The organism is Saccharopolyspora sp. NPDC002578 (assembly GCF_053592695.1).
In genome coordinates this window covers 76,601-101,687 of record NZ_JBSFWJ010000018.1, presented here as the reverse complement: position 1 = coordinate 101,687, position 25,087 = coordinate 76,601, and the positions used below count along the sequence as shown (strand labels likewise).

21 protein-coding genes and 2 riboswitches are annotated in these 25,087 nt (G+C 71.6%); of the genes, 11 read left to right on the top strand and 10 right to left on the bottom strand.

Annotated features, from left to right (window positions below; all coding sequences use genetic code 11):
* Positions 1 to 227: 227 nt before the first annotated feature.
* Positions 228 to 902: a thiamine phosphate synthase gene (gene thiE, locus ACWD38_RS11940; protein WP_184483391.1), complete on the bottom strand. Its 675-nt coding sequence runs from the start codon at positions 900 to 902 to the stop codon at positions 228 to 230.
* A gap of 75 nt (positions 903 to 977) precedes the next feature.
* Positions 978 to 1,087, top strand: a riboswitch (TPP riboswitch).
* On the opposite strand from thiE, the gene thiO reads away from it, so the two are divergent.
* From thiO to thiG, 3 genes are all read left to right on the top strand, one after another.
* Complete coding sequence (gene thiO / locus ACWD38_RS11935) at positions 1,077 to 2,210, top strand: glycine oxidase ThiO (protein WP_450124044.1); 1,134 nt, start codon at positions 1,077 to 1,079, stop codon at positions 2,208 to 2,210. It overlaps the preceding riboswitch by 11 nt.
* Positions 2,201 to 2,401 carry a sulfur carrier protein ThiS gene (thiS, locus tag ACWD38_RS11930; protein WP_184483387.1) on the top strand — a complete coding sequence of 67 codons (201 nt, stop codon included), beginning with the start codon at positions 2,201 to 2,203 and terminating at the stop codon, positions 2,399 to 2,401. Before thiO ends, thiS begins: the two co-directional genes overlap by 10 nt.
* 1 nt (position 2,402) lies before the next feature.
* Positions 2,403 to 3,161 carry a thiazole synthase gene (gene thiG, locus ACWD38_RS11925; protein ID WP_184483385.1) on the top strand — a complete coding sequence of 253 codons (759 nt, stop codon included), beginning with the start codon at positions 2,403 to 2,405 and terminating at the stop codon, positions 3,159 to 3,161.
* 346 nt (positions 3,162 to 3,507) lie between these two features.
* Here thiG and ACWD38_RS11920 read toward each other — a convergent pair whose 3' ends face one another.
* The 3 genes from ACWD38_RS11920 to thiC all read right to left on the bottom strand — a co-directional run bounded on the left by ACWD38_RS11920 (position 3,508) and on the right by thiC (position 8,477).
* Entirely contained in the window at positions 3,508 to 5,475 is a 1,968-nt protein-coding gene (locus ACWD38_RS11920; RefSeq protein ID WP_184483383.1) for an FUSC family protein, read from the bottom strand.
* 254 nt (positions 5,476 to 5,729) lie between these two features.
* Positions 5,730 to 6,593, bottom strand: a complete 864-nt coding sequence (thiD, locus tag ACWD38_RS11915; protein WP_450124043.1) for a bifunctional hydroxymethylpyrimidine kinase/phosphomethylpyrimidine kinase — start codon at positions 6,591 to 6,593, stop codon at positions 5,730 to 5,732.
* Between the two features lie 234 nt (positions 6,594 to 6,827).
* Positions 6,828 to 8,477 carry a phosphomethylpyrimidine synthase ThiC gene (thiC, locus tag ACWD38_RS11910; protein WP_184483379.1) on the bottom strand — a complete coding sequence of 550 codons (1,650 nt, stop codon included), beginning with the start codon at positions 8,475 to 8,477 and terminating at the stop codon, positions 6,828 to 6,830.
* A riboswitch (TPP riboswitch) is annotated at positions 8,471 to 8,596 on the bottom strand. Its footprint overlaps the gene before it by 7 nt.
* A gap of 125 nt (positions 8,597 to 8,721) precedes the next feature.
* On the opposite strand from thiC, the gene ACWD38_RS11905 reads away from it, so the two are divergent.
* Positions 8,722 to 9,015: a hypothetical protein gene (locus ACWD38_RS11905; protein WP_450124048.1), complete on the top strand. Its 294-nt coding sequence runs from the start codon at positions 8,722 to 8,724 to the stop codon at positions 9,013 to 9,015.
* A complete protein-coding gene (locus tag ACWD38_RS11900; RefSeq protein WP_450124042.1) occupies positions 8,948 to 9,331 on the top strand; it encodes a Uma2 family endonuclease in 384 nt (127 codons plus the stop codon). The genes ACWD38_RS11905 and ACWD38_RS11900 overlap by 68 nt, the downstream gene beginning before the upstream one ends.
* A gap of 3 nt (positions 9,332 to 9,334) precedes the next feature.
* Here ACWD38_RS11900 and ACWD38_RS11895 read toward each other — a convergent pair whose 3' ends face one another.
* The gene (locus tag ACWD38_RS11895; protein WP_450124041.1) at positions 9,335 to 9,916 is read right to left on the bottom strand and encodes a peptide deformylase; all 582 of its coding nucleotides are present in this window, start codon (positions 9,914 to 9,916) and stop codon (positions 9,335 to 9,337) included.
* Between the two features lie 366 nt (positions 9,917 to 10,282).
* Here ACWD38_RS11895 and ACWD38_RS11890 point away from each other — a divergent pair, with 366 nt between their 5' ends.
* A complete protein-coding gene (locus ACWD38_RS11890; RefSeq protein WP_246458483.1) occupies positions 10,283 to 10,615 on the top strand; it encodes a DUF3263 domain-containing protein in 333 nt (110 codons plus the stop codon).
* Positions 10,615 to 11,256, top strand: a complete 642-nt coding sequence (locus ACWD38_RS11885; protein WP_184483371.1) for a LytR C-terminal domain-containing protein — start codon at positions 10,615 to 10,617, stop codon at positions 11,254 to 11,256. Before ACWD38_RS11890 ends, ACWD38_RS11885 begins: the two co-directional genes overlap by 1 nt.
* A gap of 376 nt (positions 11,257 to 11,632) precedes the next feature.
* Here the strand turns inward: ACWD38_RS11885 and ACWD38_RS11880 are convergent, their stop codons facing one another.
* The 5 genes from ACWD38_RS11880 to moeA all read right to left on the bottom strand — a co-directional run bounded on the left by ACWD38_RS11880 (position 11,633) and on the right by moeA (position 20,167).
* Positions 11,633 to 13,855 (bottom strand): AAA family ATPase, encoded by a 2,223-nt coding sequence (locus ACWD38_RS11880; protein ID WP_184483369.1) that lies wholly within the window; start codon positions 13,853 to 13,855, stop codon positions 11,633 to 11,635.
* Between the two features lie 609 nt (positions 13,856 to 14,464).
* Positions 14,465 to 15,400 carry a CDP-diacylglycerol--serine O-phosphatidyltransferase gene (pssA, locus tag ACWD38_RS11875; RefSeq protein WP_184483367.1) on the bottom strand — a complete coding sequence of 312 codons (936 nt, stop codon included), beginning with the start codon at positions 15,398 to 15,400 and terminating at the stop codon, positions 14,465 to 14,467.
* On the bottom strand, positions 15,397 to 16,134 hold the full coding sequence (locus tag ACWD38_RS11870; RefSeq protein WP_184483365.1) for a phosphatidylserine decarboxylase: 738 nt from the start codon (positions 16,132 to 16,134) through the stop codon (positions 15,397 to 15,399). Before ACWD38_RS11870 ends, pssA begins: the two co-directional genes overlap by 4 nt.
* Before the next feature lie 722 nt (positions 16,135 to 16,856).
* Positions 16,857 to 18,818, bottom strand: coding sequence for a M48 family metalloprotease (locus tag ACWD38_RS11865; RefSeq protein WP_184483363.1), 1,962 nt, complete (start codon positions 18,816 to 18,818; stop codon positions 16,857 to 16,859).
* Positions 18,819 to 18,922: 104 nt separating this feature from the next.
* The gene (moeA, locus tag ACWD38_RS11860; protein WP_450124040.1) at positions 18,923 to 20,167 is read right to left on the bottom strand and encodes a molybdopterin molybdotransferase MoeA; all 1,245 of its coding nucleotides are present in this window, start codon (positions 20,165 to 20,167) and stop codon (positions 18,923 to 18,925) included.
* Positions 20,168 to 20,266: 99 nt separating this feature from the next.
* Here moeA and ACWD38_RS11855 point away from each other — a divergent pair, with 99 nt between their 5' ends.
* From ACWD38_RS11855 to groL, 4 genes are all read left to right on the top strand, one after another.
* Positions 20,267 to 20,935 (top strand): TIGR00266 family protein, encoded by a 669-nt coding sequence (locus ACWD38_RS11855; protein WP_184483359.1) that lies wholly within the window; start codon positions 20,267 to 20,269, stop codon positions 20,933 to 20,935.
* 283 nt (positions 20,936 to 21,218) lie between these two features.
* Positions 21,219 to 21,422 carry a cold-shock protein gene (locus ACWD38_RS11850; protein ID WP_184483357.1) on the top strand — a complete coding sequence of 68 codons (204 nt, stop codon included), beginning with the start codon at positions 21,219 to 21,221 and terminating at the stop codon, positions 21,420 to 21,422.
* A gap of 135 nt (positions 21,423 to 21,557) precedes the next feature.
* A complete protein-coding gene (locus tag ACWD38_RS11845) occupies positions 21,558 to 22,865 on the top strand; it encodes a protein kinase domain-containing protein (protein ID WP_184483356.1) in 1,308 nt (435 codons plus the stop codon).
* A gap of 301 nt (positions 22,866 to 23,166) precedes the next feature.
* Positions 23,167 to 24,804, top strand: a complete 1,638-nt coding sequence (groL, locus tag ACWD38_RS11840) for a chaperonin GroEL (RefSeq protein WP_184483354.1) — start codon at positions 23,167 to 23,169, stop codon at positions 24,802 to 24,804.
* The last annotated feature ends 283 nt before the right edge of the window (positions 24,805 to 25,087 follow it).

Genomic DNA, 25,087 nt, shown 5'->3' with positions numbered 1-25,087 from the left:
GGTGGGGTGGCGGAACCTCAGCTGCTTGCTCGCTGCGGGATCTTTTTCCCGAGTGGCTCCGCCACGAGGGAAAAAGCTGTCCTCGCGAGCAAGCAGCTGAGAACCCGCGGCGGTGCCGGTGGGCAGGGTGGTCGCTGCTCAGCGGCTTCGCCGCTGACAGGACAACGACCACGCCTCGTGGCGGGGCCACTTCGGAAAGGGGGCCGAAGCTGGAAGAACGCTCGCCGTCAGGTCGGGAGGCCTGCTCGGAGTGATTCGGCGGCGGACTGGGGGTCTTCGGCTTCGGTGATCGCGCGGACCACGACGATTCGTTCCGCGCCTGCCGCGACCGCTTCGGCGAGGTTCGCGTGGTCCACGCCGCCGATCGCGAACCACGGCCTGCCGTGCCCGCGGTGCTCCGCGGCGTGGCGCACCAGCTCCAGCCCCGCCGCCTCGCGGCCCGGCTTCGTCGGCGTCGTCCACACCGGGCCGGTGCAGAAGTAGTCCACGCCCGGTTCCGTGGCCGCCGCGTCCGCCTGCACCACGTCGTGCGTGGAACGGCCGATCACCACCTCGTCGCCGACGATGCGCCGCGCCGCCGGCACCGGCAGGTCGTCCTGACCCAGGTGCAGCACGTCCGCCTCCGCGGTCAGCGCCACGTCCGCGCGGTCGTTCACCGCCAGCAGAGCGCCGTGCCGCACGCACGCCTCCGCCAGCACCTCCAGCGCGGCGAGCTCCTGGCGCGCCTCCAACGGCGCGCCGCCGGAGGTCTTGTCCCGCAGCTGGATGATGTCGACGCCGCCGGACAACGCGGCCTCGGCGAACTCGGCCAGATCACCCCGCTCCCCGCGCGCGTCGGTGCAGAGGTACAGCCGTGCGTCGGCGAGCCGCGTGCGGATGCCGTAACCGTCCAATCCGGGCATGCCCCCAGGGTATCCGCAGCGGGGGAGGGCACCGGCCGGATGCTGACCTCACCTGGCGGAGTGAGTACGGTGGGTGGTGGTCCGCACGGGAGTCCGGAGAAGAACCGGACTGAGAGGGGGCGACCGCCCCGACCGTCGAACCTGATCCGGGTCATGCCGGCGCAGGGAGCGTAGATGTCGCAGCAGTCAGCCGTCACCGTCGTGGGCGGCGGGATCATCGGTCTCGCCGTCGCGTGGAAAGCCGCGCGCGCGGGGCACCGCGTCCAGCTCGTCGACGCCGGTGAACGCGCCGCGTCGTGGGTCGCAGGTGGCATGCTCGCGCCCGTCGCCGAAGCGTCCCCCGGCGAGGAGGAACTGCTCGAACTCGGCTCCGACTCGCTGCGGCGCTGGCCCGAGTTCGCCACGGAACTGGCCGCGGACTCCGGCCTGCCCACCGGACTGCGCCGGGAAGGCACGCTCGTCGTCGGCGTCGACGGCGCCGACCGCGCCGAACTGGACATGCTCGCCGACCACCTCGCGTCCCGCGGGCGCAGCGTCACCCGGCTCACCGGCCGGGAACTGCGCCGCGCCGAACCGTCGCTCGGCCCAGCCGTGCGCCGCGGCCTGGAAGTGCCGGGCGACCTCGCCGTGGACAACCGGGTGGCGCTGGCCGCGCTGCGGAAGGCGGCGGCAGCGGCGGGCGTCGACTTCCGCGACGGGCGGGCGCTGCGGGTGCGGCCCGGCGCGGTGGAACTCGCCGACGGCACCGCGCACTGCGACGTCGCGGTGATCGCCGCCGGCGCCCGCTCCGGCGAGCTGCACCCCGGGCTGACCGGGCGAATCCGGCCCGTGAAGGGGGAGGTGCTGCGGCTGCGGGCGCGCGCCACGGCGCTGCCGCCCCCGACGCGGACCGTGCGCGGACCGGTGCACGGCAGGCAGGTCTACCTGGTGCCGCGCGACGACGGCGGACTCGTCGTCGGCGCCACCCAGTACGACGCGGGCTACGACCTCGACGTCACCGTCGGCGGAGTGCGGGACCTGCTCGCGGACGCGGAACGGCTGGTGCCGGGCCTCGCCGAGTACGCGCTGGTCGAAGCCATCGCCGGACACCGGCCCGGCACGCACGACAACCTGCCGCTGATCGGCGAGCTGGAACCCGGCGTGCTCGCCGCGACCGGGCACCACCGCAACGGTTTCCTGCTCGCACCGATCACCGCCGACGCGGTGCTCGCGGCGCTGTCCGGCGCGGAACCCCCCGCGACCGCCGCCGACCCCGGGCGAGGCGCGCGGCCCGTTTCCCACGACAGAGGAGGGCAACCGTGCAAGTAGTGATCAACGGATCGGCTCGGCCGGTGGACGAGGACGCCACGCTCGCCGCGGTGCTGGCCGAGTTCGGCGTGCCCGAACGAGGAGTCGCCGTCGCCATCGACGGAACCGTGGTGCCCAGGGCCTCCTGGGCGGCCACCGAACTGCACGACGGCGCCGCCGTCGAAGTGCTCACCGCGGTGCAAGGAGGCTGACGTGGACGATCCACTGGTGATCGCCGGGCGCGAGTTCGGCTCGCGGCTGATCACGGGAACCGGGGGCGCAGCGAACCTGTCCGTCCTGGAACGCGCGCTGCTGGCCTCCGGCACCGAGCTCACGACGGTCGCGATGCGCCGCGCCGACGCGGGCGGGCGCACCGGCGTGCTCGACCTGCTGCACCGGCTCGGCATCGAAGCGCTGCCCAACACCGCGGGCTGCCGCACCGCGGCGGAAGCGGTCCTCACCGCGCAACTGGCGCGGGAAGCCCTGGAGACGAACTGGGTGAAGCTGGAAGTCGTGGCCGACGACGACACCCTGCTGCCCGACCCGGTGGAACTGCTCGACGCCGCCGAACAGCTCGTCGACCAAGGATTCGTGGTGCTCGCCTACACCAACGACGACCCGGTGCTGGCGACCCGGCTCGCCGACGCCGGCTGCGCGGCCGTGATGCCGCTGGGCTCGCCGATCGGCACCGGCCTCGGCATCCGGAACCCGCACAACATCGAGATGATCGTGTCCCGCGCGACCGTGCCGATCGTGCTCGACGCCGGCATCGGCACCGCCTCCGACGCGGCGCTCGCGATGGAACTGGGCTGCGACGCGGTGCTGCTCGCCAGCGCCGTCACCCGCGCCCAAGACCCGGAACGGATGGCCGCCGCGATGCGGTCCGCCGTCGAGGCCGGTCGGCTCGCCGTCGGTGCGGGCCGGATTCCCCAACGCTTCTGGGCCACCGCCTCCAGCCCCGCACGTTCTTGAGGGGGAATTGCCCGCCCGGTCGTTTTGCTCGGGTGGTCGGGTGGCGGAACCTCAGCCGGTCTCTCGCTGCAGGATCTTTTTCCCAAGTGGCTCCGCCACGAGGGAAAAAGCCGTCCTCGCGAGAGACCGGCTGAGAACCCGCGGGTGGGCCACTTTTTTGACGTGGGCTATGTGCTTCGCACATACGGGCACGGCTTCGCCGCAAGGCAGGCGGGACTTCGTCCGCCCACTGCACGGCTTCGCCGCGAGGCACGGCCTTCGGCCGCGAAGCAGGCGTGCTTCGCCGCCCACGGCACGGCTTCGCCGCCCATGGCAGGGTTCGCTGGGAAGGCGGGGGCTTTCGGGGTCAGCGGATTCTGAGGCGTTCTGTTCGGACGAAGTTGATGGTGTAGCTCTTCCAGGGTTCGTTGCCGAGGGTCTGGTCGATGGCGGCGCGGGCGTGCAGCGCGTTCTCGACCAGCGAGCTGGCCAGCAGTTCCGTGGCGGGGGCGCCGGTGGACTGGATGTCCGGGATCTTCGCCGTGCTCCGCCCGCTGAGCAGCTGGTCCACCGCCTTGAGCGCGGGCACCGCGACCGCCCGCTCGTTCTCGGGGCGGAACGCCAGCGTGGCCACGTCCTGGCGCAGCGCGTCCAGCGCGGTCGCCGCCGCCCGCGTCGCGTCCTTGTCCTCGTCGGACTCGGGGTCGTCCAGCAGCGCGGGCATGCCCAGCAGGTCCTGGGTGCGGCGCAGCGCCAGCACGTGCGCGGAGCGCATCGCGGCGTGCACGTCGTGGCCCTGACCGGCGGCGCGCACGCTGCGCAGCAGCTCCGACACCGACCACACGGTGGAGCGGATGGCGCCGCGCACGTCGGGGACCATGCTGCTGGGCAGCACGATGAAGCTGATGTAGCCCACGCCGAGCGCGATGGCGGCGCCGACGGCGGTGTTCGAAGCGAAGCTGATCGCGATGTTCGCCAGCGGGCGGTCCAGCCGCATCGCCTGGTCGATCACGGTCACGACGATCAGCGAGCTCAGCAGCACCTGGTAGTCGGTGCGCAACCGTTCCACCCCGAGCAGCATGCCCGCGACCACCACCGGGACGAGCAGGTAGACGCCGGGCAGCACGGTGATCAGCACCGACAGCATGACCACGCCGAGCACGGCGCCGCCGGTGCGTTCCAGCGCGCCGTTCATGCTGTCCCGAGCGGCGGGCGCGAGCACCACGTACAGCCCGAGCAGCAGCGTCGAGGCCGACGGGTCGTGCAGCAGCAGCACGATGACCATGCCGACGCCGACGGCGAGCGTGCAGCGCAGCGCGTGCCGGAACAGCGAGGAGCGCAGCGACAGGTGCGCCTTGATCCCGCCGAGGGCCCGCTGGCGGCGGCCGCCGGGAGCGGGCGGGCTGGCCGCGGCCTCGGTGCGCTGCACGACGGCGCCGCGGATGCGGTCGAGTCCCTCGTTCATGCCGCGCACCGCTTCGGGCAGGTCCTGCCGCCCGCCTTCGGCGACGACGGCCTGCGCCGGGTCGACGCGCGCCATCGCGGGCAGTCCGCTGCACGCGCGGGAGCGCACGGCGCGGGCGAGTTCGGCGGCGACGAGGTCCGCTTCGACGACGATGCGGTGCAGGCGTTCCGCTTCGACCCGATCCGCCTGCTGCGCCTGGGCCAGCAGCGTTTCGCGGGCGGCGCGGAACCGGGCGGCACCGGCGAGCACCTGGCCGAGCCACGTGCTGGAGCCGTCCGCGCGCCACGCGCTCGCCGCGATCTCCAGCACGCCCGGACCGGGTTCGAGCAGGGTGCGGGACACGGCGTGCCGGGTGGCGCGGGTGGGGTCGCCGATCCCGATGAGCACGCGCAGGACCAGCGCGAACACCGCGCCCGCCGCGGTGGACAGGAACAGCATCCACGCGGGCTGCCCGGCGCCGATGCCGGTGGTGGTGGCGACGAGGGTGGCGGCGGCGAAGGTCTGGCCGCTGACCCGGTACTGCTCGCCGAGCGCGGGCAGCATGCCGGAGCCGAACACGACCGCCGCGACCAGCAGCCCGGCCAGCACCGGGATGCCGTCCAGCAGCGGCCCGACCGCCATCACCAGCACGAGCGCGGGCCCGAACCACGAGAACCGGTGCAGGTCCGAGCGCAGCGACTGGCCCCCGGCGGCGACCAGCGCGAACACGGCGGTGAGCCCGCCGATGAGCGCGGGCGTGCGCAGGTCGAGCAGCCAGCCGACGGCGGTCGCGGCCACCGCGGTGACCAGCACCGCCATTGCGTACTGGCGTTGTCTGAGGTCGGGGGCACCGGCCTCGGTGTTCAGCCCGGCGATCAGCCGGTTCTTCATGGTCGTCCACCCGGATGCTGCCACGGCGGTCGCTTCGCTCCTGACGTTCTCGTTGCGTGTGCGGGGGGCAGGCGCAGCGCGCGCGTCGCCGGTGCTCACCGGCGGGGGCTGCCGCATGCCTCACGCTTTATGTCGACGAAACCCGCCTTGTGAGTTACCCGTGGCGTTGAAAATCACCCGATCCGGTAACTCAAGTCTCGATTTCGGCCTGTTCCGTGGTCGAGCCCGTCTCAACTACGCGTCTGTCCGCCGGATCAGAGCGAGCGCGGGCTCACCCGCCAGAACGTCGACACCGGCCCCACGCCCGAGCCGAGCGGGTACGCGTGCTCCACGCTGCGCGTCACGAACCGCTTGCCGGCGGCGACGGCGTCCGGCATCGACGCGCCCTTCGCCAGCGCGGCCGTGATCGCCGAGGCGAACACGTCGCCCGCGCCGTGCGTGTGCTCCGTCGAATAGCGCGGGCCGGGCAGCGGGATCGCGTCGGTGCCGTTGAACAGCAGGTCCACGCACTCCGGGTCGTCGAGCAGGTGGCCGCTCTTGATCAGCACCCAGTCGGGGCCGAAGTCGTGGATCGCCTTCGCCGCGTCCAGCAGGTCGTCCCGGCTGCGCGCCTCCAGGCCGGTGAGCAGCCGGACCTCGTCGAGGTTCGGCGTCACCAGCGTGGCGCGCGGGAAGGCCTGGCAGCGCAGGGCGTCGAGGGCGTCCGGGCGCAGCAGCGGCTCACCGCTGCGGGACGCGGCGACGGGGTCGACGACGAACGGGGTGCGGCCGGTGCGCCCGATGCCGTGCTCGTCGCAGACCGCGACGACGGCTTCGATCGTCGCCGCCGACGACAGCACCCCGGTCTTCGCCGCGTCCACCCCGATGTCGGAGGCGACGGCGGCGATCTGCGCGGCGACGGTCTCCGGCGGGATCTCCACGAGCCCGGTGACGCCGACGGTGTTCTGCACGGTCACCGCGGTCACGGCCGTCATGCCGTGCACCCCGCAGGAGAAGAAGGCCCGGAGGTCGGCGTGCATGCCGGCGCTGCCGCCGGAGTCGGAACCGGCGATGGTCAGCGCCGTCGGCGGCGCCGTGTCGTGCGCCGGTTGTCGCAGGTGGGCGGGTGTCGCGTGCATCCGGCCCATGCTACGACCCCTTCCCGCCGACGATCCGGCCCGTGTGGAACCTGCCGATGCGAAACACCCGAGCACTGCCCGCCGTGCCCGGAAGCGAGTGAACGGACCGTTCGTCCGAACCCGTTGGGCAAGCGGTCCGTTCACCTCGAATCGGGAGCGCCGCCGCGGGTGCTCGGAAGCGGGTGAACGGACCGTTCGTCCAGCCGGATGGGACGAACGGTCCGTTCACTCCGGTCAGTTGACGATGGGGAGGTAGACCTCGCCGCCGGAGCCGGTGAACTCCTCGGACTTCTCCCGCATGCCTTCCTCGATCGCCTCGACGCTGGTGAGGCCGTGCTTCTCGGCGTAGTCGCGCACGTCCTGGGTGATCTTCATGGAGCAGAACTTCGGCCCGCACATCGAGCAGAAGTGCGCGGTCTTCGCGGGTTCCGCGGGCAGCGTCTGGTCGTGGTAGGCCTTCGCGGTGTCGGGGTCGAGCGCCAGGTGGAACTGGTCGGTCCAGCGGAACTCGAAGCGCGCCTTCGACAGCGCGTCGTCCCACTCCTGAGCGCGCGGATGCCCCTTGGCGAGGTCACCGGCGTGCGCGGCGATCTTGTAGGTGATCACCCCGGTCTTCACGTCGTCCCGGTCGGGCAGTCCGAGGTGCTCCTTCGGCGTGACGTAGCAGAGCATCGCCGTGCCGGCCTGCGCGATCATCGCCGCGCCGATCCCGGAGGTGATGTGGTCGTAGGCGGGCGCGATGTCGGTGGTCAGCGGCCCCAGCGTGTAGAACGGCGCCTCGTCGCACAGCTCCTCCTCGAGCCGCACGTTCTCCGCGATCTTGTGCATCGGCACGTGGCCGGGGCCTTCGATCATCACCTGCACGTCGTGTTCGCGGGCGATGCGGGTGAGCTCGCCGAGCGTCTCCAGTTCGGCGAACTGGGCGCGGTCGTTGGCGTCGGCGATGGAGCCGGGGCGCAGGCCGTCGCCGAGGGAGAAGGTGACGTCGTAGTCGCGCAGGATCTCGCACAGCTCGGAGAAGTGCGTGTAGAGGAAGCTCTCGCGGTGGTGCGCCAGGCACCACGCGGCCATGATCGAGCCGCCGCGGGAGACGATGCCGGTGACGCGCTGCGCGGTCAGCGGCACGTACCGCAGCAGCACTCCGGCGTGCACGGTCATGTAGTCGACGCCCTGCTCGCACTGTTCGATCACGGTGTCCCGGTAGATCTCCCAGGTCAGCCGGGCCGGGTCGCCGTTGACCTTCTCCAGCGCCTGGTAGATCGGCACGGTGCCGACCGGCACCGGCGAGTTGCGCAGGATGCGCTCGCGCGTCTCGTGGATGCGCTTGCCGGTGGACAGGTCCATGATCGTGTCGGCGCCCCAGCGGGCCGCCCACACCATCTTCTCGACCTCCTCCTCCACCGACGAGGTCACCGCCGAGTTGCCGATGTTCGCGTTGACCTTCACCAGGAACTTCTTCCCGATGATCATCGGTTCGCTCTCGGGGTGGCACCGGTTGGCGGGCAGCACCGCGCGACCGCGGGCGATCTCGTCGCGCACCAGCTCGGCGGGCAGGTCCTCGCGGGCGGCGACGAACTCCATCTCGCGGGTGATCACGCCCGCCTTCGCCCAGGCCAGCTGCGTCCGGTGCTCGGCGGACCAGCCGGCGCGGGTCTCCGGGAGTCCTTTGTGGACGTCGATGGTCGCGGTGTCGTCGGTGTAGGGCCCGGAGGTGTCGTAGACGTCGAGGTGCTCGCCGTTGCTGAGCTCGATCCGGCGGGCGGGCACCCGCAGGCCGCCGACCTCGCGGTGCACCTTGCGGGAACCGCTGATCGGCCCGGTGGTCACACCGGTCCCGGTGGCATTCGAGTCCGCAGTGGACAGAGGGGGACGCACGTCGGCCATGGCCGTTCACTCCCTACGCCGGCATTATCCGGTCAGGTTCAGGCGGTCGGCGGCCCCGGATCGGATGATCCAGCCGCCCTCTCAGCCCGCTTCCGGTGCGAGCTCCCGCGATCAGTTGTCGGCGCCGACGTTAGCCGCGCCGCCACGGTCTGCCAAGCCCCGATTCGGGTCGATGACGGCGCGGCGGATCAGGGATAGGCTGTCTAGCAGGGAAAACGAACTCTTGTCAGACCTGGAGGTTACAGTGCGCGACGACACCAGCACAGGAGGTGATCGCGCTGTGAGTGCTGCACCGGTGCTCCAGGAATCGTCCTGGGAGACGTTCGTCGAGGTCTGGAACCGCCTCGACCTTCCAGAAGGCTGGCGCGCGGAGATCATCGAGGAGAGGATCGTGATGTCCCCGCCGCCAGGTCAGAACCACAATCTCATCGGAAGCAGGGTCAACAAGGCTCTGGTCCGGGCGCTACCCGATGATTGGGAGGGTTCTGCAGACCCAAGGCATCGCAACGCCGTCTACCTCGCGAATCGTGGTGCCTGATCTGCTGGTGGCTTTGCGGGAGCGAATGACACCGGCGGTCGTGTTGCCGGGCGAAGACGCCCTGCTCGCCGTGGAGATCACGTCGAAGAGCGGTGCCGAGACCGACCGCGGCGCCAAGCACGAGGCGTACGCGCAGGCCGGAATTCCGCTGTACCTGCTCATCGACCGCTTCGCGCCGCGCTGGCCCACGGTCACGCTGTTCTCCGAACCCGATGGCGACGCCTACCGGGAATCGCACGCCGTCCCGTTCGGGAAGCCGATCGAGCTGCCGTCGCCGTTCGACGTCACGCTGGAAACGGAGGACTTCCCGCGGTGAGGTTCAGTCCTCGTCGTCGGCGAACGGGTCGCCTTCGACCGCCGGGTCCCAGGAGTGGCCGGGAACGCCCCAGCCGTTGCGCTTCACCGCTTTCTTCGCCGCGCGCGCGTTGCGCCCGATCAGCCGGTTCAAGTACAGGTAGCCGTCCAGATGGTCGGTCTCGTGCTGCAGGCAGCGGGCGAAGAACCCGGTGCCCTCGACCTCCACGGGCGAGCCGTCCACGTCGAACCCGGTGACCTTCGCCCAGCTCGCCCGCCCGGTCGGGAACGCCTCGCCGGGCACCGACAGGCAGCCTTCCCAGTCATCGTCCGGGTCCGGCATCGTCTCGGGGATCGCGCTCGTCTCCAGCGTCGGGTTGACCACCACGCCGCGGTGCCGCACGCCCTCGTCGTCGGGGCAGTCGTAGACGAAGACCCGCAGGTCGACGCCGATCTGGGTGGCTGCGAGCCCGGCACCGTTGGCGGCGGTGTTCGTCTCGAACATGTCGTCGACCAGGGTGCGCAGCGCCTCGTCGAAGTGCTCGACGGGGCGGGTGGGGTGGTGCAGAACCGGGTCGCCCACGATGCGGATCGGGTGAACAGCCATGCGGCGGAGGATATCGGTACGCCGCCGCGACCCGCCTCGGGCGTGGCCGTTCGCGCGGCGCGCGACGCCCATCGGAGTGATCTTCGTCGGGCGGTTCGCGGATCTCCGCCGAGGGCGTGTTGGCCGCGCACGGCCTTCGGGGACGCGTGATGTAATGGGGGCGGAATCACACGCGTGTGATTCCGGCGAACGCGGGGGTCCCCGGATCGCGACGCGAGGAGCCAGATGGACGCCGCCCAGATGCTGACCGTGCACGAGATCGCCCGGCAGTGCGAGGAATTGGCGCGTACCGACGGGCAGCGCGAAGCGGCTCCGGAACCGGTGCCCGGCAGGCACTTGCGGCCGGTCGACCCGCCCACCGAGCCGCTGCCGCGAGTTCCCGCCGAACCGTCCACATCGGACGATTCGGCGTTCGCGGAACGGGCGGCGGGTGCCTCGGCCGATCGGGAGCTCGGCGATCGCGAGCTGAGCATCCTCGCGTTCGAACGGCAGTGGTGGAAGGGCGCGGGCGGCAAGGAACGGGCCATCCGCGAGCTGTTCGACATGTCCGGCACGCGGTACTACCAGGTGCTGAACAACCTGTTGGACGACCCGGCGGCGGCCAGGGTGGATCCGATGCTGATCAAACGTTTGCGCAAGGTGCGGGCGAGTCGGCAGCGTGCCCGGCAGGCCCGCCGACTGGGAATCGAGTGGCACTGATGACTTCCGGGGAACCCCCGACCAGCCCGTCCGCCGCGAAGATCGGCGGTTACGCCCTCATCGGAGCGGGCGCGCTCTCGGCCGTGATCGGCCTGACGACCTTGGTCTCCGGCGGCTCGGATGACGCCGCGGCGCCGCCGGTCGATCAGCAGCAGACGGAGGCGCCGCTGCCGCCGTTGCCGCCGCTGCCCGCGAGTTCCGAGGAACCGCCGCCGTCCTCGTCGATCGCGCAGCCGCCGCCCGCCGCCGAGGAGCCGCCGCAGCTGCCGGATCCCGAGCCGCAGGCCCCGCCGGTGAACCAGCCGCGCCCGGAAGCGCCGGACGCCGAGCACGGCCGGCAGCACATCGTCGTGCGGGTCTACAACAACAGCACCATCAAGGGCTTGGCGCACCGGGCCGCCGACGACTTCCGCAGCGTCGGCTACGAGGTCCCGGAGGTCGGCAACTACGCGCGCGGCACGATCCCCACGACGACCGTCTACTACCGCCCCGGCACCGCCGAGGAGGCGCAGGCCAAGGAGGTCGCCGCCGCGTTCCAGGCCCGAGCGGAACCCCGCTTCGAAGGAGTCGGCGACGCGAGCCCCGGCGTAATAGCCATCATCACCAACGACTACAAGGGCCTAGGCAAGGGCGGCAAGTAACCCCCGCTCCAGCAAAGCCCCCGTCCCAACGAAACCGCGCCCCAGACAGGCAAACCCCCGCCTGCGTGCCTGGCGGCGAAGCCGTGCCTTGGACGAGCGAAGCGAAGTCTGCCTGGCGGCCGAAGGCCGTGCCTCGCGGCGTAGCCGTGCAGTAGGCGGGCGAAGCCACGCTTGCCTTGCGGCCGTAGGCCGTGCCTGTATGTGCGAAGCACATAGCCCACGTCGAAAAGCCGCTCACCCGCGGGTTCTCAGCCGGTCTCTCGCGAGGACGGCTTTTTCCCTCGTGGCGGAGCCACTTGGGAAAAAGATCCCGCAGCGAGAGACCGGCTGAGGTTCCGCCACCCGACCACCCGAGCAAAACGACCGGCTCAAACCCTCAACGACGTGAATCAGCGTAGGACTGCAGGGTTGCTAGTTGGTCGGGGTCCAGCGAGGGGCGGACTGCTCGGCGGGCGGCGTCGAGGTGCGCGGCGGAAACTTCGGCGGCGTCGAGGGATTCGCGCATCGCGGTGAGCGCGGCTTCGCGGACGAGGGCGGCGCAGTCGGCGGCGGAGTAGCCGTCGAGGTCGGCGGCCACCGCAGCCAGGTCCACGTCGGGGGTGAGCGGGGTGTTCTTCGCCGCGGAGCGCAGGATTTCCGCCCGCGCGTGCTGGTCCGGCGGCGGGACGTAGACCAGGCGTTCCAGTCTGCCGGGGCGCAGCAGGGCCGGGTCGACGAGTTCGGGGCGGTTGGTCGCGCCGAGCACCACCACGTCCCGCATGGGTTCGACGCCGTCGAGTTCGGTGAGCAGCGCCGCCACGACGCGGTCTCCGACGCCGGAGTCGCTGGATTGGCCGCGTCGCGGTGCGAGTGCGTCCACTTCGTCGAGGAAGATCAGGGTGGGGGCGGCGTTGGCGGCGCGCAGGAACAGTTCGCGCACGGCTCGTTCGGATTCGCCGACGAACTTGTCCATCAGTTCGGCGCCTTTGACGGACAGCACGTTGAGCCGTCCGCTGCCCGCGAGCGCCCGGATCAGGAACGTCTTGCCGCAGCCCGGTGGCCCGTACAGCAGCACGCCGCGCGGTGGTTCCACGCCGAGCCGGGTGAACGAGTCCGGGTAGCGCAGCGGCCACAGCACCGTTTCGGTGAGCGATTGCTTGACGTCGACCATGTTGCCCACGTCGTCCAGGGTGAGCCCGCCGGTGCGCAGGTCGTCCGATGTGGACATCGAGATGGGGCGCACGGAGGACAGCGCGGCGATGAGGTCGTGCTGGGAGAGGGTGGGTTCGGCCGCGTTGTCGCGGTGGCGCAGCGCGGCGCGCACCGCGGATTCCCGGCACAGCGCCACCAGGTCGGCCGCGGCGAAGCCCGGTGTCCGTTCGGCGAGTTCGCCGAGTTCCACGTCGGCGGCGAGCGGCGTGTTGCGCAGCAGCACGCGCAGCAGTTCCACGCGGGTCGCGGAGTCGGGGAGTCCGATGGTCAGTTCCCGGTCGATCCGGCCGGGTTCGCGCAGCCGGGGGTCGACGGATTGGGGTTGTGCGCTGGTGACGACGATGGCGACCCGCTCGGCGTTCATCGCGGCGGTGAGCGCGTCGAGCGCGACGGTCGCCAGGGGCGGCGGTTCGGTGGCGGGCAGCAGGCTGTCCACGTCGGTGAGCAGCAGCACGCAGTTCCGGCCGTTCGCGGCGATCTCCGTGGCGCGGTCCAGGGATTCTTGGAGGCGTCGGGCGGCGCCGCGGGATTCGAGGGCGGCGATGCTGGGCGCGGTGACTTCGACGAGTTCCGCGGACACGGAGGCCGCGACCGAGCGCACCAGGGTGGCTTTGCCGACACCGGACGGGCCGCTGACGAGCACGCCGAGCCGGGCGGTGGCGCCGAGCCGGTGCAGCAGTTCCGGTTGTTCGAACGACAACCGGAGCCATTCGGCGAGCCGGTTCGCGGTCTCGCGCGATCCGGCGAGGTCGCTGACGGGGACGGCGGGTTCGGTGGGCGCCACCGGGGAGGGAGGTGCGGCGGGGCCGACTTCCTCGGGTTCGGCGGGCGCGCTCGGGGCGGGTTCGGGGGAGCCGCGCCAAGTGACCACAGTGGACGGTTGCACGGTGGCGGGGCCGTCCGGATCGGTGGCGGCGATGGTGATCAGCTCGTTGGTCCAGGTCGTGCCGATCGACGCGGAGAGCCTGCTGCGGACCTGCCCGGCGTGGGCCGCCGTCGACGGGGCGAGGTCCTGCGGCAGCAGCGACACGGTGTCCCCCGGCCGGAAGACCTTGCCGGTCAGCGCCAGCCTGATCACTTCCGGCGGAGCCGCGGCGGTGGCGAGCCGGGAACCGGCCACCGTGACCCGCCGAGCGGGGGTCGCCCGCACCGGCGCGACGCCGACTTCGGCGCCTTCACCGAGTCCCAGGTTCATCAGGGCCACGTCGTCGACGAGCACCACGCCCGCCGGCCCGCCGCGGTCCGCGGCGGCGGCCAACGCCACCGTCACCCGAGCCCCGGTGAGCGCCACCGCGTCCCACGGCCGCAACCCCAACGCGTCGAGCACTTCCGGGTGCAACCGCACCACACCACGACGGGTGTCGGCAGCGGACGGCGACAAGCGAACGTTCAAGGTCAAGGACGGCACACCACCGACCCTAGCCGTCCCCGACCCCACCCCTCACCCGCAAACCCACCCCGAAGCCAGCGGGCACCCCTTACCGGCCCGAACCAACGCACCGAACGAAGGAAGCGAAGCCGAGCAGCAAGCGGACGAAGCCCACTTGCCTAGCGAAGGCCGTGCCTTGGGCGGCGAAGCGAGCCTGCCTTGCGGCCGTAGGCCGTGCTTCGCGGCATAGCCGTGCCTTGCGGCGGAGCCGTGCTCTGGGCGGCGAAGCAAGCCTGCTTTGCGGCCGTAGGCCGTGCCTTGCTCTGGGGCGGACGAAGTCACGCCTGCCCTTGCGGCGAAGCCGTGCCTTGCGGCGAAGCCGTGCCTTGCGGCGAAGCCGTGCCTTGCGGCGAAGCCGTGCCTTGGGCGGACGAAGTCACGCCTGCCTTGCGGCCATAGGCCGTGCCTGTATTCGCGCAGCGAATAGCCCACGCAAGCAAGCCGACCACCGGCGGGTTCTCAGCGTCCTTCTCGCGAGGACAGCTTTTTCCCTCGTGGCGGAGCCACTTGGGAAAAAGATCCCGCAGCGAGAAGGACGCTGAGGTTCCGCCACCCGGCCACCCAAGCAAAACGACCGGGCGGGCAGTCTCAGCGAGAACGATTCCCGCGGAGCCCGAGGCGGCGCCAGCTCAGGCGGGGGCCGTCCGGTCCGCGGTTGCGTCCCCGCCGCATCCGCTGCCGCGCGCCCGCGAGCGCGCGCCGGGGGTGCGGTGGGCGCAGTCCGAGGCGGCGCTGGGTGCGCCTGCGGATGGCGCGCCGTTCGCGGGGCGCGGCGGCCCACGCTTCGGGGTGCCGGACGAGCCAGCGGTGCCGGTACACGGCGTACGGGATGTGGATCAGGTACACCAGCAGCGCCACGGCCAGCGAGATCAGCGGGAACATGATGATCCCGGCGGCCAGCACGGCCACCAGCACCAGCAGCGGCGCCATCAGTCGCGGGGGGACCTTGACGGTCTTCAGCGACAGCGTGGGCACCCGGCTGACGGCGAGGGCGGCCACGGCCACCATCCACACCATCACGACGGGTTGCTGCGCCCACCAGCCGGCGTAGCCGAAGTGCGCGGTGAGCACGAGCGGCAGCAGGGCCAGGAGTCCCGCGGCGGGCGCGGGCACGCCGACGAAGAACTCCTTGCTGAACGCGGGCTGCTCGGTGTCGTCGAGCAGGGTGTTGAACCGCGCCAGCCGCAGGATCATGCACACCGCGAAGATCAGCGCCGCGATCCAGCCCGCCCGGTTGTCCTGCAGCTGCCACGCGTAGAGCGTCAGCGCCGGGGCCACGCCGAACGACATCGCGTCGGACAGCGAGTCGAGCTCGGCGCCCATCCGGGTGGAGGCGTCGAGCAGCCGGGCGATGCGGCCGTCGAGCCCGTCCAGCACGGCGGCGACGGCGACGGCGGCGATGGCCCCGGTGAGCTGGTGGTTCAGCGCGAACTGCACCGCGGAGAGCCCGGAGCACATCGCCAGCACGGTGATGGCGTTGGGCAGCAGGCGGATGCCGGGCGGGGCGAGGCGCGCGCCGTTCATGCCCGCTCGCCACCGGTGGGGAGTTCGGCGAGCACGGTTTCGCCGCCGACGGTGCGCTGGCCGGGTTCGACGAGGATCCGGCTGCCGGCCGGGACGTAGAGGTCCACGCGGGAGCCGAAGCGGATCAGCCCGTAGGTGCGTCCGGCTTCGGCGCGGTCTCCGTCGCCGACGCAGCACACGATGCGGCGGGCGACCAGGCCGGCGATCTGCACCACGGCGAGCTCGTGGCCGTCGTCGGTGCGCAGCAGCAGCGAGTTGCGTTCGTTGTCCTCGCTGGCCTTGTCGAGGTCGGCGGAGAGGAACTTGCCGGGCCGGTAGGCGGCGTGCACGATCTCGCCGGTCGCTGGGAGCCGCTGCACGTGCACGTCGAAGACGGTGAGGAACGCGCTGACCCTGGTCATGGGCCGGTCGCCGAGCCCGAGTTCGGGCGGTGGGGTGGCGGATTCCACGTGCGCGACGGTGCCGTCGGCGGGGGCGACGGCGATGCCGTCGCGGGCCGGGGTGACGCGCTGCGGTTCGCGGAAGAACCACGCGCACCAGGCGGTGGCGATGCCGCCGAGCACGCCCGCGGGCCGCCACGCGCGGCGCAGCAGCAGGGTGGCGACGGCGGCGCCGAGCACGAACGGCTTGCCCGCCGGGTGCATGGGGGGCACGGTGTCGCGGGCCAGCTTGGCGAGGTGCGCGAGCGGGTTGCCGCTGGCGGGGGACGTGCCGGGTTCTGTCTGGGTGCTCATCGAGCTGCTACACCCCTGCGTCGGAGGTCGTGACCGCGGCGCGTCTGCTGCGCTGCGGCCGTGTCGGTACAGCATCGCCGACGTGCCCTCGGCGGCTGCGCCAGGGGGCGGAGTCGATCATCGGTGGTCGCCTCGCGGTGCTGACGATGTCCTTGGCCGCCCGCGGCGTCGCGGGCAGGTGCGGAGCCTGTCACGTCGTGGACTTCGCGATGCGCGGTGGGGAGCGTTCCGGGGCGCTATGCCTGCTCTGAACGGGTGAGGCGGTGCGCGGGCGCTCCGGGAGGCCGCCCGCGGCGGGCTTCCGGCGGGTGGCGGACCGCTCGGCGGGCGCTCGCACGGAGGCGCGTCGCGGTGGGTCGCGAGCCCGGTGGCCGCGGGGCGGGCGGGCTCAGCCGCAGGTGAGCGGGGGTGGACGTAAAAGTGCCGGGGTGGCCCGGCGCCCCCGAAGCGCCGGTGCCACCCCGGCACCAACCGCAAGGCGCCTCCCCGTTGGCGCCAAACGGTCCCCGATGTGGGCCCGTGCACCCCCCGACGGCACACGGAGCCCGGTGTCCGCTCCCTCCCTGGTGAGAGGGGGCTGACGTCTAGTGAGACGGAGTCGATCGACAGGTTGTTACGCAGTTTCCAGTGTAATTGAGCTCACACGAACTACGTAGCCGCTATTGGAGGACATTGGGGGTCGAGATTTGTAACCGAGAGTGACATTTTCGCCGCCGCATCCCTCACTCGTCCGAGGGCTCCCGGTGGTCGTCGATCCGCATCCGAGCGCCCATCAGCTCGCCCAGACCGCCGTAGGGGTCGCCGCGCTCATCGGTGTCCGCGGTGCTGCCCACGACCAGCACGGCCACGTCGTCCTCGCCCTGCTCGACCGCGTCCGAGCGGACCGTCGAGGACGAGGCGTCGTCCAGGTACAGCTCCAGCTTCAACGACCAGCCGGACCGCTCCTGGGTCAACGTCGTCGCCGCCACGTCCCGGCTGTCCACCCACTGCGCGTCCTGCTTGCTCCGCAGCCGCTCCACCGGGGCCACCAGCAGCTCGTCGAGCTCGTCGAGCTCCGATTGCCGCACCCGCGCCGACGCCCCGGCCAGCAGCCGCCGCGCCGTGCTCGCCGAGCTCGGCAGGAACACCAGGCCCCGGTCGGTCACCAGCAGGTCGTATCGCTCACCCGCGTACTGCACCGGGCTGACGATCCCCGACACCGACGGCTCCGGCTCCGCGGCGGGCTCCCTGGCGTGCTGCAACGGCACGCCCAGGTCCACCAGCGCCCGGTGCAGGCCGGGGACGAGCCGCGGATCCGCCACCGCGGGCCGCACCAGCCGATCCGGGTCCAGCGGCCTGCCACCGCTGAGCCGCACCACCGAGTCGCCCGCCCAGTCCAGCTCGTGCTGCGCCCGGCCCGCGCACACCAGCGCGTCCACCACGGCACCGCCGAGCAGCTCCGTGAGCGTGTCCACCACGGCCTCGTCCACCCGATCCGGGTTCAACCCCGGGTTCAGCACCGGGTTGATCAGATCCGGGCCCTCGCCGCGGTGGATGGCGGCGAGCACGCCGCCGATCGCGGGCGGGCACTCCAGGCCGCTCTGCGCCACCGCGGAGCTCAGCAGCCCGGCCTGCCGGGCGACCTCCGCGGCCCCCGCCTTGCGGGCCAGGTCCGGCCACGGCAGCCGCGGGCCGAGCCCGTCGATCAGCAGCTTGTTCTCCAGCTCCGGCACGCTCTTGCGCGGTTCCCGCAGCAGCGCGAACGCCGGATGCTCCTCGGGTTCGCGGTCGCCGCCGCGCAGCCGCTTCATCGCCTCCACGCGGTCCCGCGTGGACGGGCGCACGTCGCGCTCCTCGGCGAGGGCCTGCTTGACCCGCTCCGCGAGCTGCGGCTTGCGCTCCGGGTGGTCCATGAACGCCCGGAACCCCAGCAGCAGGTCGGGGGTGTGCTCGACCTTGGTGGCCATGCTCAGGTACTGCTCGGCGTAGTCGCGCCAGCCGAGCTCGACCGCCTTCATCTTGCGCAGCGAGGTGACCGCCGCGCGCTTGCCGGCGGCCTTCACCGCGATGGTGTCCGCGCCGAACCACAGCTCGTCGCCGACACCGGAGGCCATCGCCGAGTAGGCGCGGGCGTAACCGGTGAACAGCCACTTCACCGGGCCGCTGGTGAGCCCGTTCGCGGTGCGCCGCACGCTGGTGTCGACCCGGTCGGCCAGCACGACCAGCTTGCTCGCGCCGACGGTGCGGCCCAGCTCGCGGGCGGTGACGGCGCGCAGTTCGCTGGTGGACAACCCGGCGATCAGGGGTAAGCCGACCTCCAGGTGCCGGGACCGGACCTTGAGGCCGAGCAGCGCGGTGTCCTCCCGCAGCCGGGCGGTGGGCTGCGAGGTCACCCGCACGTCGTCGGGCGAGGCGGCGCCCGACCCCGACGCGATCGAGTCGATCATCTTCCACACCTTCGGCTGCGCGGAGCGGGTCAGCTCCACGCCGCGCGGACGTTCCCGTCTGCGCAGCACCGTCCGCCAGCCGACGCCGATCAATGCGGCCACCAGGACCGCGGCGAGCCCGGCGCGCATGCCGCCGCCGAAGTCGAGGCGGACGGTGTACGCCGCTATCGCCAGCAGTCCCAGAACCAAACAGGCCGGGACGGCGAAGAAGCCGATGTGCAACGCCAGCGCCAGGGCGGCGCGCCAGGGGCCACGCACGGTGTTGAAACTCCTGAGTGAGGGGACGATTTTGCCCGCGATCCGGCTCCGTGAGCGGGAACACCGGAAGTGCGCTGGCAGTCTTAGCGGAAAACAGCCGGACGTCAATCCATCAGAAGTACGTCCACAGTGGAACCGGCTGGCAGTTCCGTGATCTCCTCCGGTATCTCGAGCAGGCAGTTCGCCGTGGCCATCGCGGACAGCAGGTGCGAACCGGGGCCGCCGTGCGGGGTCACCGTCCCGTCGGCCGCGTCGAACAGCGCCCTGCGGTACTGCCGCTTGCCGGCCGGGATCTCCAGCGGACGGGTCAGCGTCGCCTGCCGGGAGGGGCGTTCGGCGTCGCGGTGCCCCGCGGCCCGCCGCAGCGCGGGCCGCACGAAGATCTCGAACGACACCATGGCGCTGACCGGGTTGCCCGGCAGCGTCACCACGGCGGGTCCGCCGCGGTAGTGCCCGGCGCCCTGCGGCATGCCGGGCTGCATCGCGACCTTGGTGAACTCGACGCCGTTGCCCGACAGCGCGTCCTTGACCACTTCGTAGGCCCCGGCGCTGACCCCGCCGGAGGTGATGATCAGGTCCGTGGTCTCCAGGTGCGGAGCGAGCGCGGCGTGGAACGAGTCCACGTCATCGGGCACGAAGCGCAGCAGCTCCGGCTTCCCGCCCGCGTCGCGCACCGCGGCGGCCAGCATCAGGCCGTTCGACTCGTAGATCTGGCCGGTCCGCAGCGGCGAACCGGGCTCGACGAGCTCCGATCCGGTGGAGAGCACCAGCACCCGGATCGGCCTGCGCACCGGCAGCCGTGCGGCTCCGACGGCGGCGGCGATGCCCAGCTGGGTCGGGCCCAGCGAGGCGCGCGCCGCCAGCACCGCCGTGCCGACCTGCACGTCCTCCCCGGCGCGGCGCACGTGCGCGCCGGGTTGCGCGGAGGCCTGCACCTGCACTTCGGCGGTGCCGCCGTCGGTGCGTTCCACCGGCACGACCGCGTCCGCCCCGGACGGCACCTGGGCGCCGGTCATGATCCGGTGCGCGGTGCCGGGCAGCAGCGGTGGGCTGTCCAGCCGGCCCGCGGGCAGGTCCTCGCTCACCGGCAGCTGCACGGGGTGCTGCGGGCTCGCCTCGGTGACGTCGACGGACCGCACCGCGTACCCGTCCATCGCCGAGTTGTCGAACGGCGGCAGCGGGATCGCCGCGACCAGGTCCTCGGCCAGCGCCAGCCCGAGGCAGTCGGTCAGCGGCCGGGATTCCACGGGCGCCGGGGGCAGCAGCGTCGCGACCCGGGCCTGGTGCTCGCGCACCGGGGTCAGGCCGGAAGGTCCAGTTGCGTGGGGCACCGCACGATCATCGGTCATCGGGTACCGGGCTGTCGCCACCGGCGTGCGGAAAGTCGCCTCGGCGCGCGTGGCAGACTGCCAGCGATCGTGTGAGCGGGGCGGTGGAGGGGAGCTGCTGTGCAGGTACGGAACCGGCACACGCCGACGTTCGGAGTGGCCCGGTTGCTGCTCGCGCCGGGGGAGCCCGCCCGGATCGCCACCGGTTCGATGCTGGCCACCAGCTACGGGGTCGCGGTGGAAGCCCGCGGCGGCGGCCTGCTCAAGTCGCTGACCAGGAGCGGTTCTTCCGGCGGGGCCACGTGCACCGCGGGACAGCAGGGCGGCTGGGTCGACGTCGCCCCCGCGCTGCCGGGTGATCTGCACGTGCTGGAGCTCGACGGCCACGGCTGGTGCGTGGCGAGCGCGGCGTGGCTGGCTTCGGCGGCCGGGGTGCAGCTCGACGACCAGTGGGCCGGGTTCAAGAACCTCTTCGGCGGGGAGCGCGGATTCCTGCGCCACGCGAGCGGTCAGGGGCCGCTGGTGCTGGCCTGCTACGGCGCGCTGGACGTGATGACGTTGCAGCCGGGGGAGTTCCTCACCGTCGACACCGGGCACGTGGTGGCCTACGGCGAGAACGTGCAGACGCGGCTGCGGCAGCTGGGCCACGGGGTGGCGCAGTCGTTGAAGACCGGCGAGGGCCTCGTGTTCGATTTCGCCGGCCCGGGGCAGGTGCTGGTGCAGACGCGGGATCCGCGGTCGATGGCGACCTGGTTGCAGTCGCAGGGGTCGGGCTCGCCGCGTTCCTGACCGCCGCATTCGCCCGTTCGGCATGCCGCGGTGAAAGCGCGCGGCGGTTTTCCGAAGTCGAATACCGTGGAATATTCCAGGATTTTCCACTCCTCGATTCGGTGTAGTGGAATGCGGTCCACTACTCGCAGTCGCGGGTAAATCCACTCTTTTGGAGCAGTATTTAGCGGAAAAGTCGCAATGGTCGACAGCGGACGAATCGGTCCGGCTCCGGTAGCGTCATCCGTGCTCCATCGGCGCTTTATCGGGGCGCCGTGCGTCACATTTCAATGAGGAGGACGCCGTGGCGGTCGGCACGGTCAAATGGTTCAACTCGGAGAAGGGGTACGGCTTCATCGCCACCGATGGTGGTTCAGATGTGTTCGTGCACTACTCCGCGATCAACATGTCCGGTTTCCGCACCCTCGCCGAAGGTGACCGGGTCGAATTCGAAGTGAAGGCGGGGCGTGACGGCCGAAGCCAGGCTGACGGCGTCCGCAAGGTCTGAAGCTCGTCGCCCAGTGGCCCGCCCCCGTTTCGAGGGGCGGGCCACTGGGCGTTCCGGGCCGAGTCCGCATCGATGCGAGATCGGACTCGCGGAACCCGAAGACGGAGGTGATCGCGGGACGTTAGGCTGCTTCGCGTGTCGGAAGACCTCACCGGGCGCCGCCTCGGCCACTACAAGATCGACGGAGTCCTCGGCCGCGGCGGTATGAGCGTGATGTACCGCGCCACCGATACCCGGCTGGGCCGCAAGGTCGCGCTCAAGATCATGGGTGAGCACATCACCGGTGACGCCGAGTTCCGCGAGCGGTTCGTCGACGAAGCCCGCAACACCTCGGCCATCGACCACGCGAACATCGTGCCGCTGTACGACTTCGGCGAGGTCGACGGCATGCTCTACATCGCGATGCGGCTGGTCGACGGATCGGACCTGGCCAGCCTGATCAAGGACGGCCCGATCTCGCCGCCGCGCGCGCTGGAGCTGCTCAGCCAGGTCGCCGAGGCGCTCGACATGCTGCACGAGCGCGGTCTCGTGCACCTCGACCTGAAGCCGGCGAACGTGCTGGTGACCTCGCGGGAATCCTCCAGCGAGCACGTGTACCTCGCGGACTTCGGGCTCACCCGGCGCGGCGCCACCGGCCACCGCACCAGCTCCGGCGACTTCCTCGGTTCCCCGACCTACGCGGCACCGGAACACCTGCGCGGCGAGCCCGTCGACGGTCGCACCGACCTGTACGCGCTGTGCTGCATGCTGTTCGCCTGCCTCACCGGCCGCCCGCCCTTCCAGGGGCAGGTGCAGGAGGTCATCCAGGGGCACCTGAGCACCGCGCCGCCGTCGGCGCTGTCGCTGATGTCGCTGCCGGTCGGGCTGGACGAGGTGCTGCGCAAGGGCATGTCGAAGAAGCCCGACCAGCGCTACGACACCTGCAAGGAGCTGATGGCGGCGGCGAAGGCCGCGCTGAACGCGCCCCCGGACGCGCCGACGAAGAAGACGATGCCGACCGTCGGCCCGCCGTCCGGCCCGCAGTTCGCCCAGCAGTCCGGCCCGCTTCCGCAGCAGCAGCCCGCCCCGGCGCCGAACCCGGGCACCGGTCCGCAGCAGGCGCCGCCGCTGCCGCAGGGTCCGCGTCCGCCGAGTCCGTACGGGCCGCAGTACCAGCCGCCGCGCCCGCCGTCCGGTCCGGGCGGCGACCCGGTGCGGCTGCGCCCGCCGATGCCCGCGCAGTCCTCCTCGTTCGCCACGAACAAGGGCGGCGGCTCGGTGAAGTGGCTGGTGCCGCTGCTGATCGCCATCGCCGCGATCGTGCTCGTGATCGTGTTCATCGCGATGGCGTCCTCGGCGGGCGGCGGTTCCGGTGGCTCCGGCGGCGCCCCGCGCTCCGCGGAGAACTCCTCGTCCTACGATCCGGGCAGGCTGCCCACCGAGGTCCCGACCGTCACCGAGTGAGCATGGCGTTGGCCACCCGATGGATGGCCCGCCCGCGGCTCGAACGGGGGAAAAGCGGCTGGCCGGGGCGGTGCCCGACCTGAGCGGCTTGCACTCGCCGTGCGGGAGTGCTAAACCTGGATCTGGCACTCAGCGCAGTTGAGTGCCAGGTCGGGACGGTGAGGCCGTCCGCGCGTCGCCACACGACGGCTTCGCGTGACCGGTCGTCCGTCGCGGGCACCGAGCCTGGCCGAGCACAGAGTCCTGCCACGGGGTGTACCTGCCTTTCGTGGCGTCCAGATAGGTGGAGGACCACACCGCAATGGCCAAGATGATCGCGTTCGACGAGGAAGCCCGCCGTGGTCTTGAGCGCGGCATGAACACCCTCGCCGACGCCGTCAAGGTGACGCTCGGGCCGAGGGGCCGCAACGTCGTGCTCGAGAAAAAGTGGGGCGCGCCGACCATCACCAACGACGGCGTCTCCATCGCCAAGGAGATCGAGCTCGAGGACCCCTGGGAGAAGATCGGGGCCGAGCTCGTCAAGGAAGTGGCGAAGAAGACCGACGACGTCGCCGGTGACGGCACGACGACCGCCACCGTGCTGGCCCAGGCGCTGGTGCGCGAGGGTCTGCGCAACGTCGCCGCCGGTGCCAGCCCGATCGCCCTCAAGCGGGGCATCGAGAAGGCCACCGAGGCGATCGCCGAGCAGCTGCTCAAGAGCGCCAAGGAAATCGAGACCAAGGACCAGATCGCCTCCACCGCGGCGATCTCGGCCGGTGACCGTCAGATCGGCGAGCTCATCGCCGAGGCGATGGACAAGGTCGGCAAGGAAGGCGTCATCACCGTCGAGGAGAGCAACACCTTCGGGCTCGAGCTTGAGCTCACCGAAGGCATGCGCTTCGACAAGGGCTACATCTCGCCTTACTTCGTCACCGACACCGAGCGGATGGAGGCGTCGCTGGACGACCCCTACATCCTGCTGCTGAGCTCCAAGGTCTCCAACATCAAGGACCTGCTCCCGCTGCTCGAGAAGGTCATGCAGGCCAACAAGCCGCTGCTGATCATCTCCGAGGACGTCGAGGGCGAAGCGCTGTCCACCCTGGTGGTCAACAAGATCCGCGGCACCTTCAAGTCCGTCGCGGTCAAGGCCCCCGGCTTCGGCGACCGCCGCAAGGCGATGCTGCAGGACATGGCGATCCTGACCGGTGGTCAGGTCATCAGCGAAGAGGTCGGCCTCAAGCTGGAGACCGCTGACCTGCCGCTGCTGGGCCAGGCCCGCAAGGTCGTCGTCACCAAGGACGAGACCACCATCGTCGAAGGTGCGGGCGACGACGAGCAGATCGCCGGCCGGGTCAACGAGATCCGCGCCGAGATCGACCGCTCGGACTCCGACTACGACCGCGAGAAGCTGCAGGAGCGGCTGGCCAAGCTGGCCGGCGGCGTGGCCGTCATCAAGGCCGGCGCGGCGACCGAGGTCGAGCTCAAGGAGCGCAAGCACCGCATCGAAGACGCGGTCCGCAACGCCAAGGCCGCCGTCGAGGAGGGTGTCGTCGCCGGTGGCGGCGTGGCCCTGCTGCAGGCCGCCGTGTCCGCGTTCGACGGCCTCAAGCTCGAGGGCGACGAAGCGACCGGTGCCAACAGCGTCAAGCTGGCCGTCGAGGCCCCGCTGAAGCAGATCGCGATCAACGCCGGTCTCGAAGGCGGAGTCGTGGCCGAGAAGGTCAAGAACCTGCCCGTCGGACACGGCCTCAACGCCGCGACCGGCGAGTACGAGGACCTGCTGGCCGCCGGCGTGCCGGACCCGACCAAGGTCACCCGCTCGGCGCTGCAGAACGCCGCGTCGATCGCCGCGCTGTTCCTGACCACCGAAGCCGTGGTCGCGGACAAGCCGGAGAAGGAGTCCGCTGGCGCGGGCGCCGGCGGTGGCGACCCGATGGGTGGCATGGGCGGCATGATGTGACCCAAGCCGATACCCGGGATTCTTGAATCCCAGCTATCGCACGAAGAAGGGCCGTTCCTGCGGGGGCGGCCCTTCTTCGCGTCTAGGGGGCTTTGGAGTCTCCCTGGCTTGGCGTGGGGGTTGGGTTGTGGAGTCTCGCTCGGCTTGGCGTGGGGGGTCGGGTTTTAGAGCCTGCCCGGTTTGGGTGTGTGGCTGGGTTGTGGAGTCTCGCTCGGCTTGGCGTGTGGCGTCGGGTTTTAGAGCCTTCCCGGGTTTGGGCGTGTGGTTTCGGTGGTGCGTGGAA

Coding starts and splice junctions, on each gene's coding strand:
- ACWD38_RS11900 (WP_450124042.1), top strand. CDS start 8,948: ATGATTGGGAGGGTTCTGCAGACCCAAGGCATCGCAACGCCGTCTACC.
- thiD (WP_450124043.1), bottom strand. CDS start 6,593: ATGCACGCGACACCCGCCCACCTGCGACAACCGGCGCACGACACGGCG.
- ACWD38_RS11885 (WP_184483371.1), top strand. CDS start 10,615: ATGACTTCCGGGGAACCCCCGACCAGCCCGTCCGCCGCGAAGATCGGC.
- thiE (WP_184483391.1), bottom strand. CDS start 902: ATGCCCGGATTGGACGGTTACGGCATCCGCACGCGGCTCGCCGACGCA.
- groL (WP_184483354.1), top strand. CDS start 23,167: ATGGCCAAGATGATCGCGTTCGACGAGGAAGCCCGCCGTGGTCTTGAG.
- pssA (WP_184483367.1), bottom strand. CDS start 15,400: ATGAACGGCGCGCGCCTCGCCCCGCCCGGCATCCGCCTGCTGCCCAAC.
- thiO (WP_450124044.1), top strand. CDS start 1,077: ATGTCGCAGCAGTCAGCCGTCACCGTCGTGGGCGGCGGGATCATCGGT.
- moeA (WP_450124040.1), bottom strand. CDS start 20,167: ATGACCGATGATCGTGCGGTGCCCCACGCAACTGGACCTTCCGGCCTG.
- ACWD38_RS11920 (WP_184483383.1), bottom strand. CDS start 5,475: ATGAAGAACCGGCTGATCGCCGGGCTGAACACCGAGGCCGGTGCCCCC.
- thiC (WP_184483379.1), bottom strand. CDS start 8,477: ATGGCCGACGTGCGTCCCCCTCTGTCCACTGCGGACTCGAATGCCACC.
- ACWD38_RS11895 (WP_450124041.1), bottom strand. CDS start 9,916: ATGGCTGTTCACCCGATCCGCATCGTGGGCGACCCGGTTCTGCACCAC.
- ACWD38_RS11870 (WP_184483365.1), bottom strand. CDS start 16,134: ATGAGCACCCAGACAGAACCCGGCACGTCCCCCGCCAGCGGCAACCCG.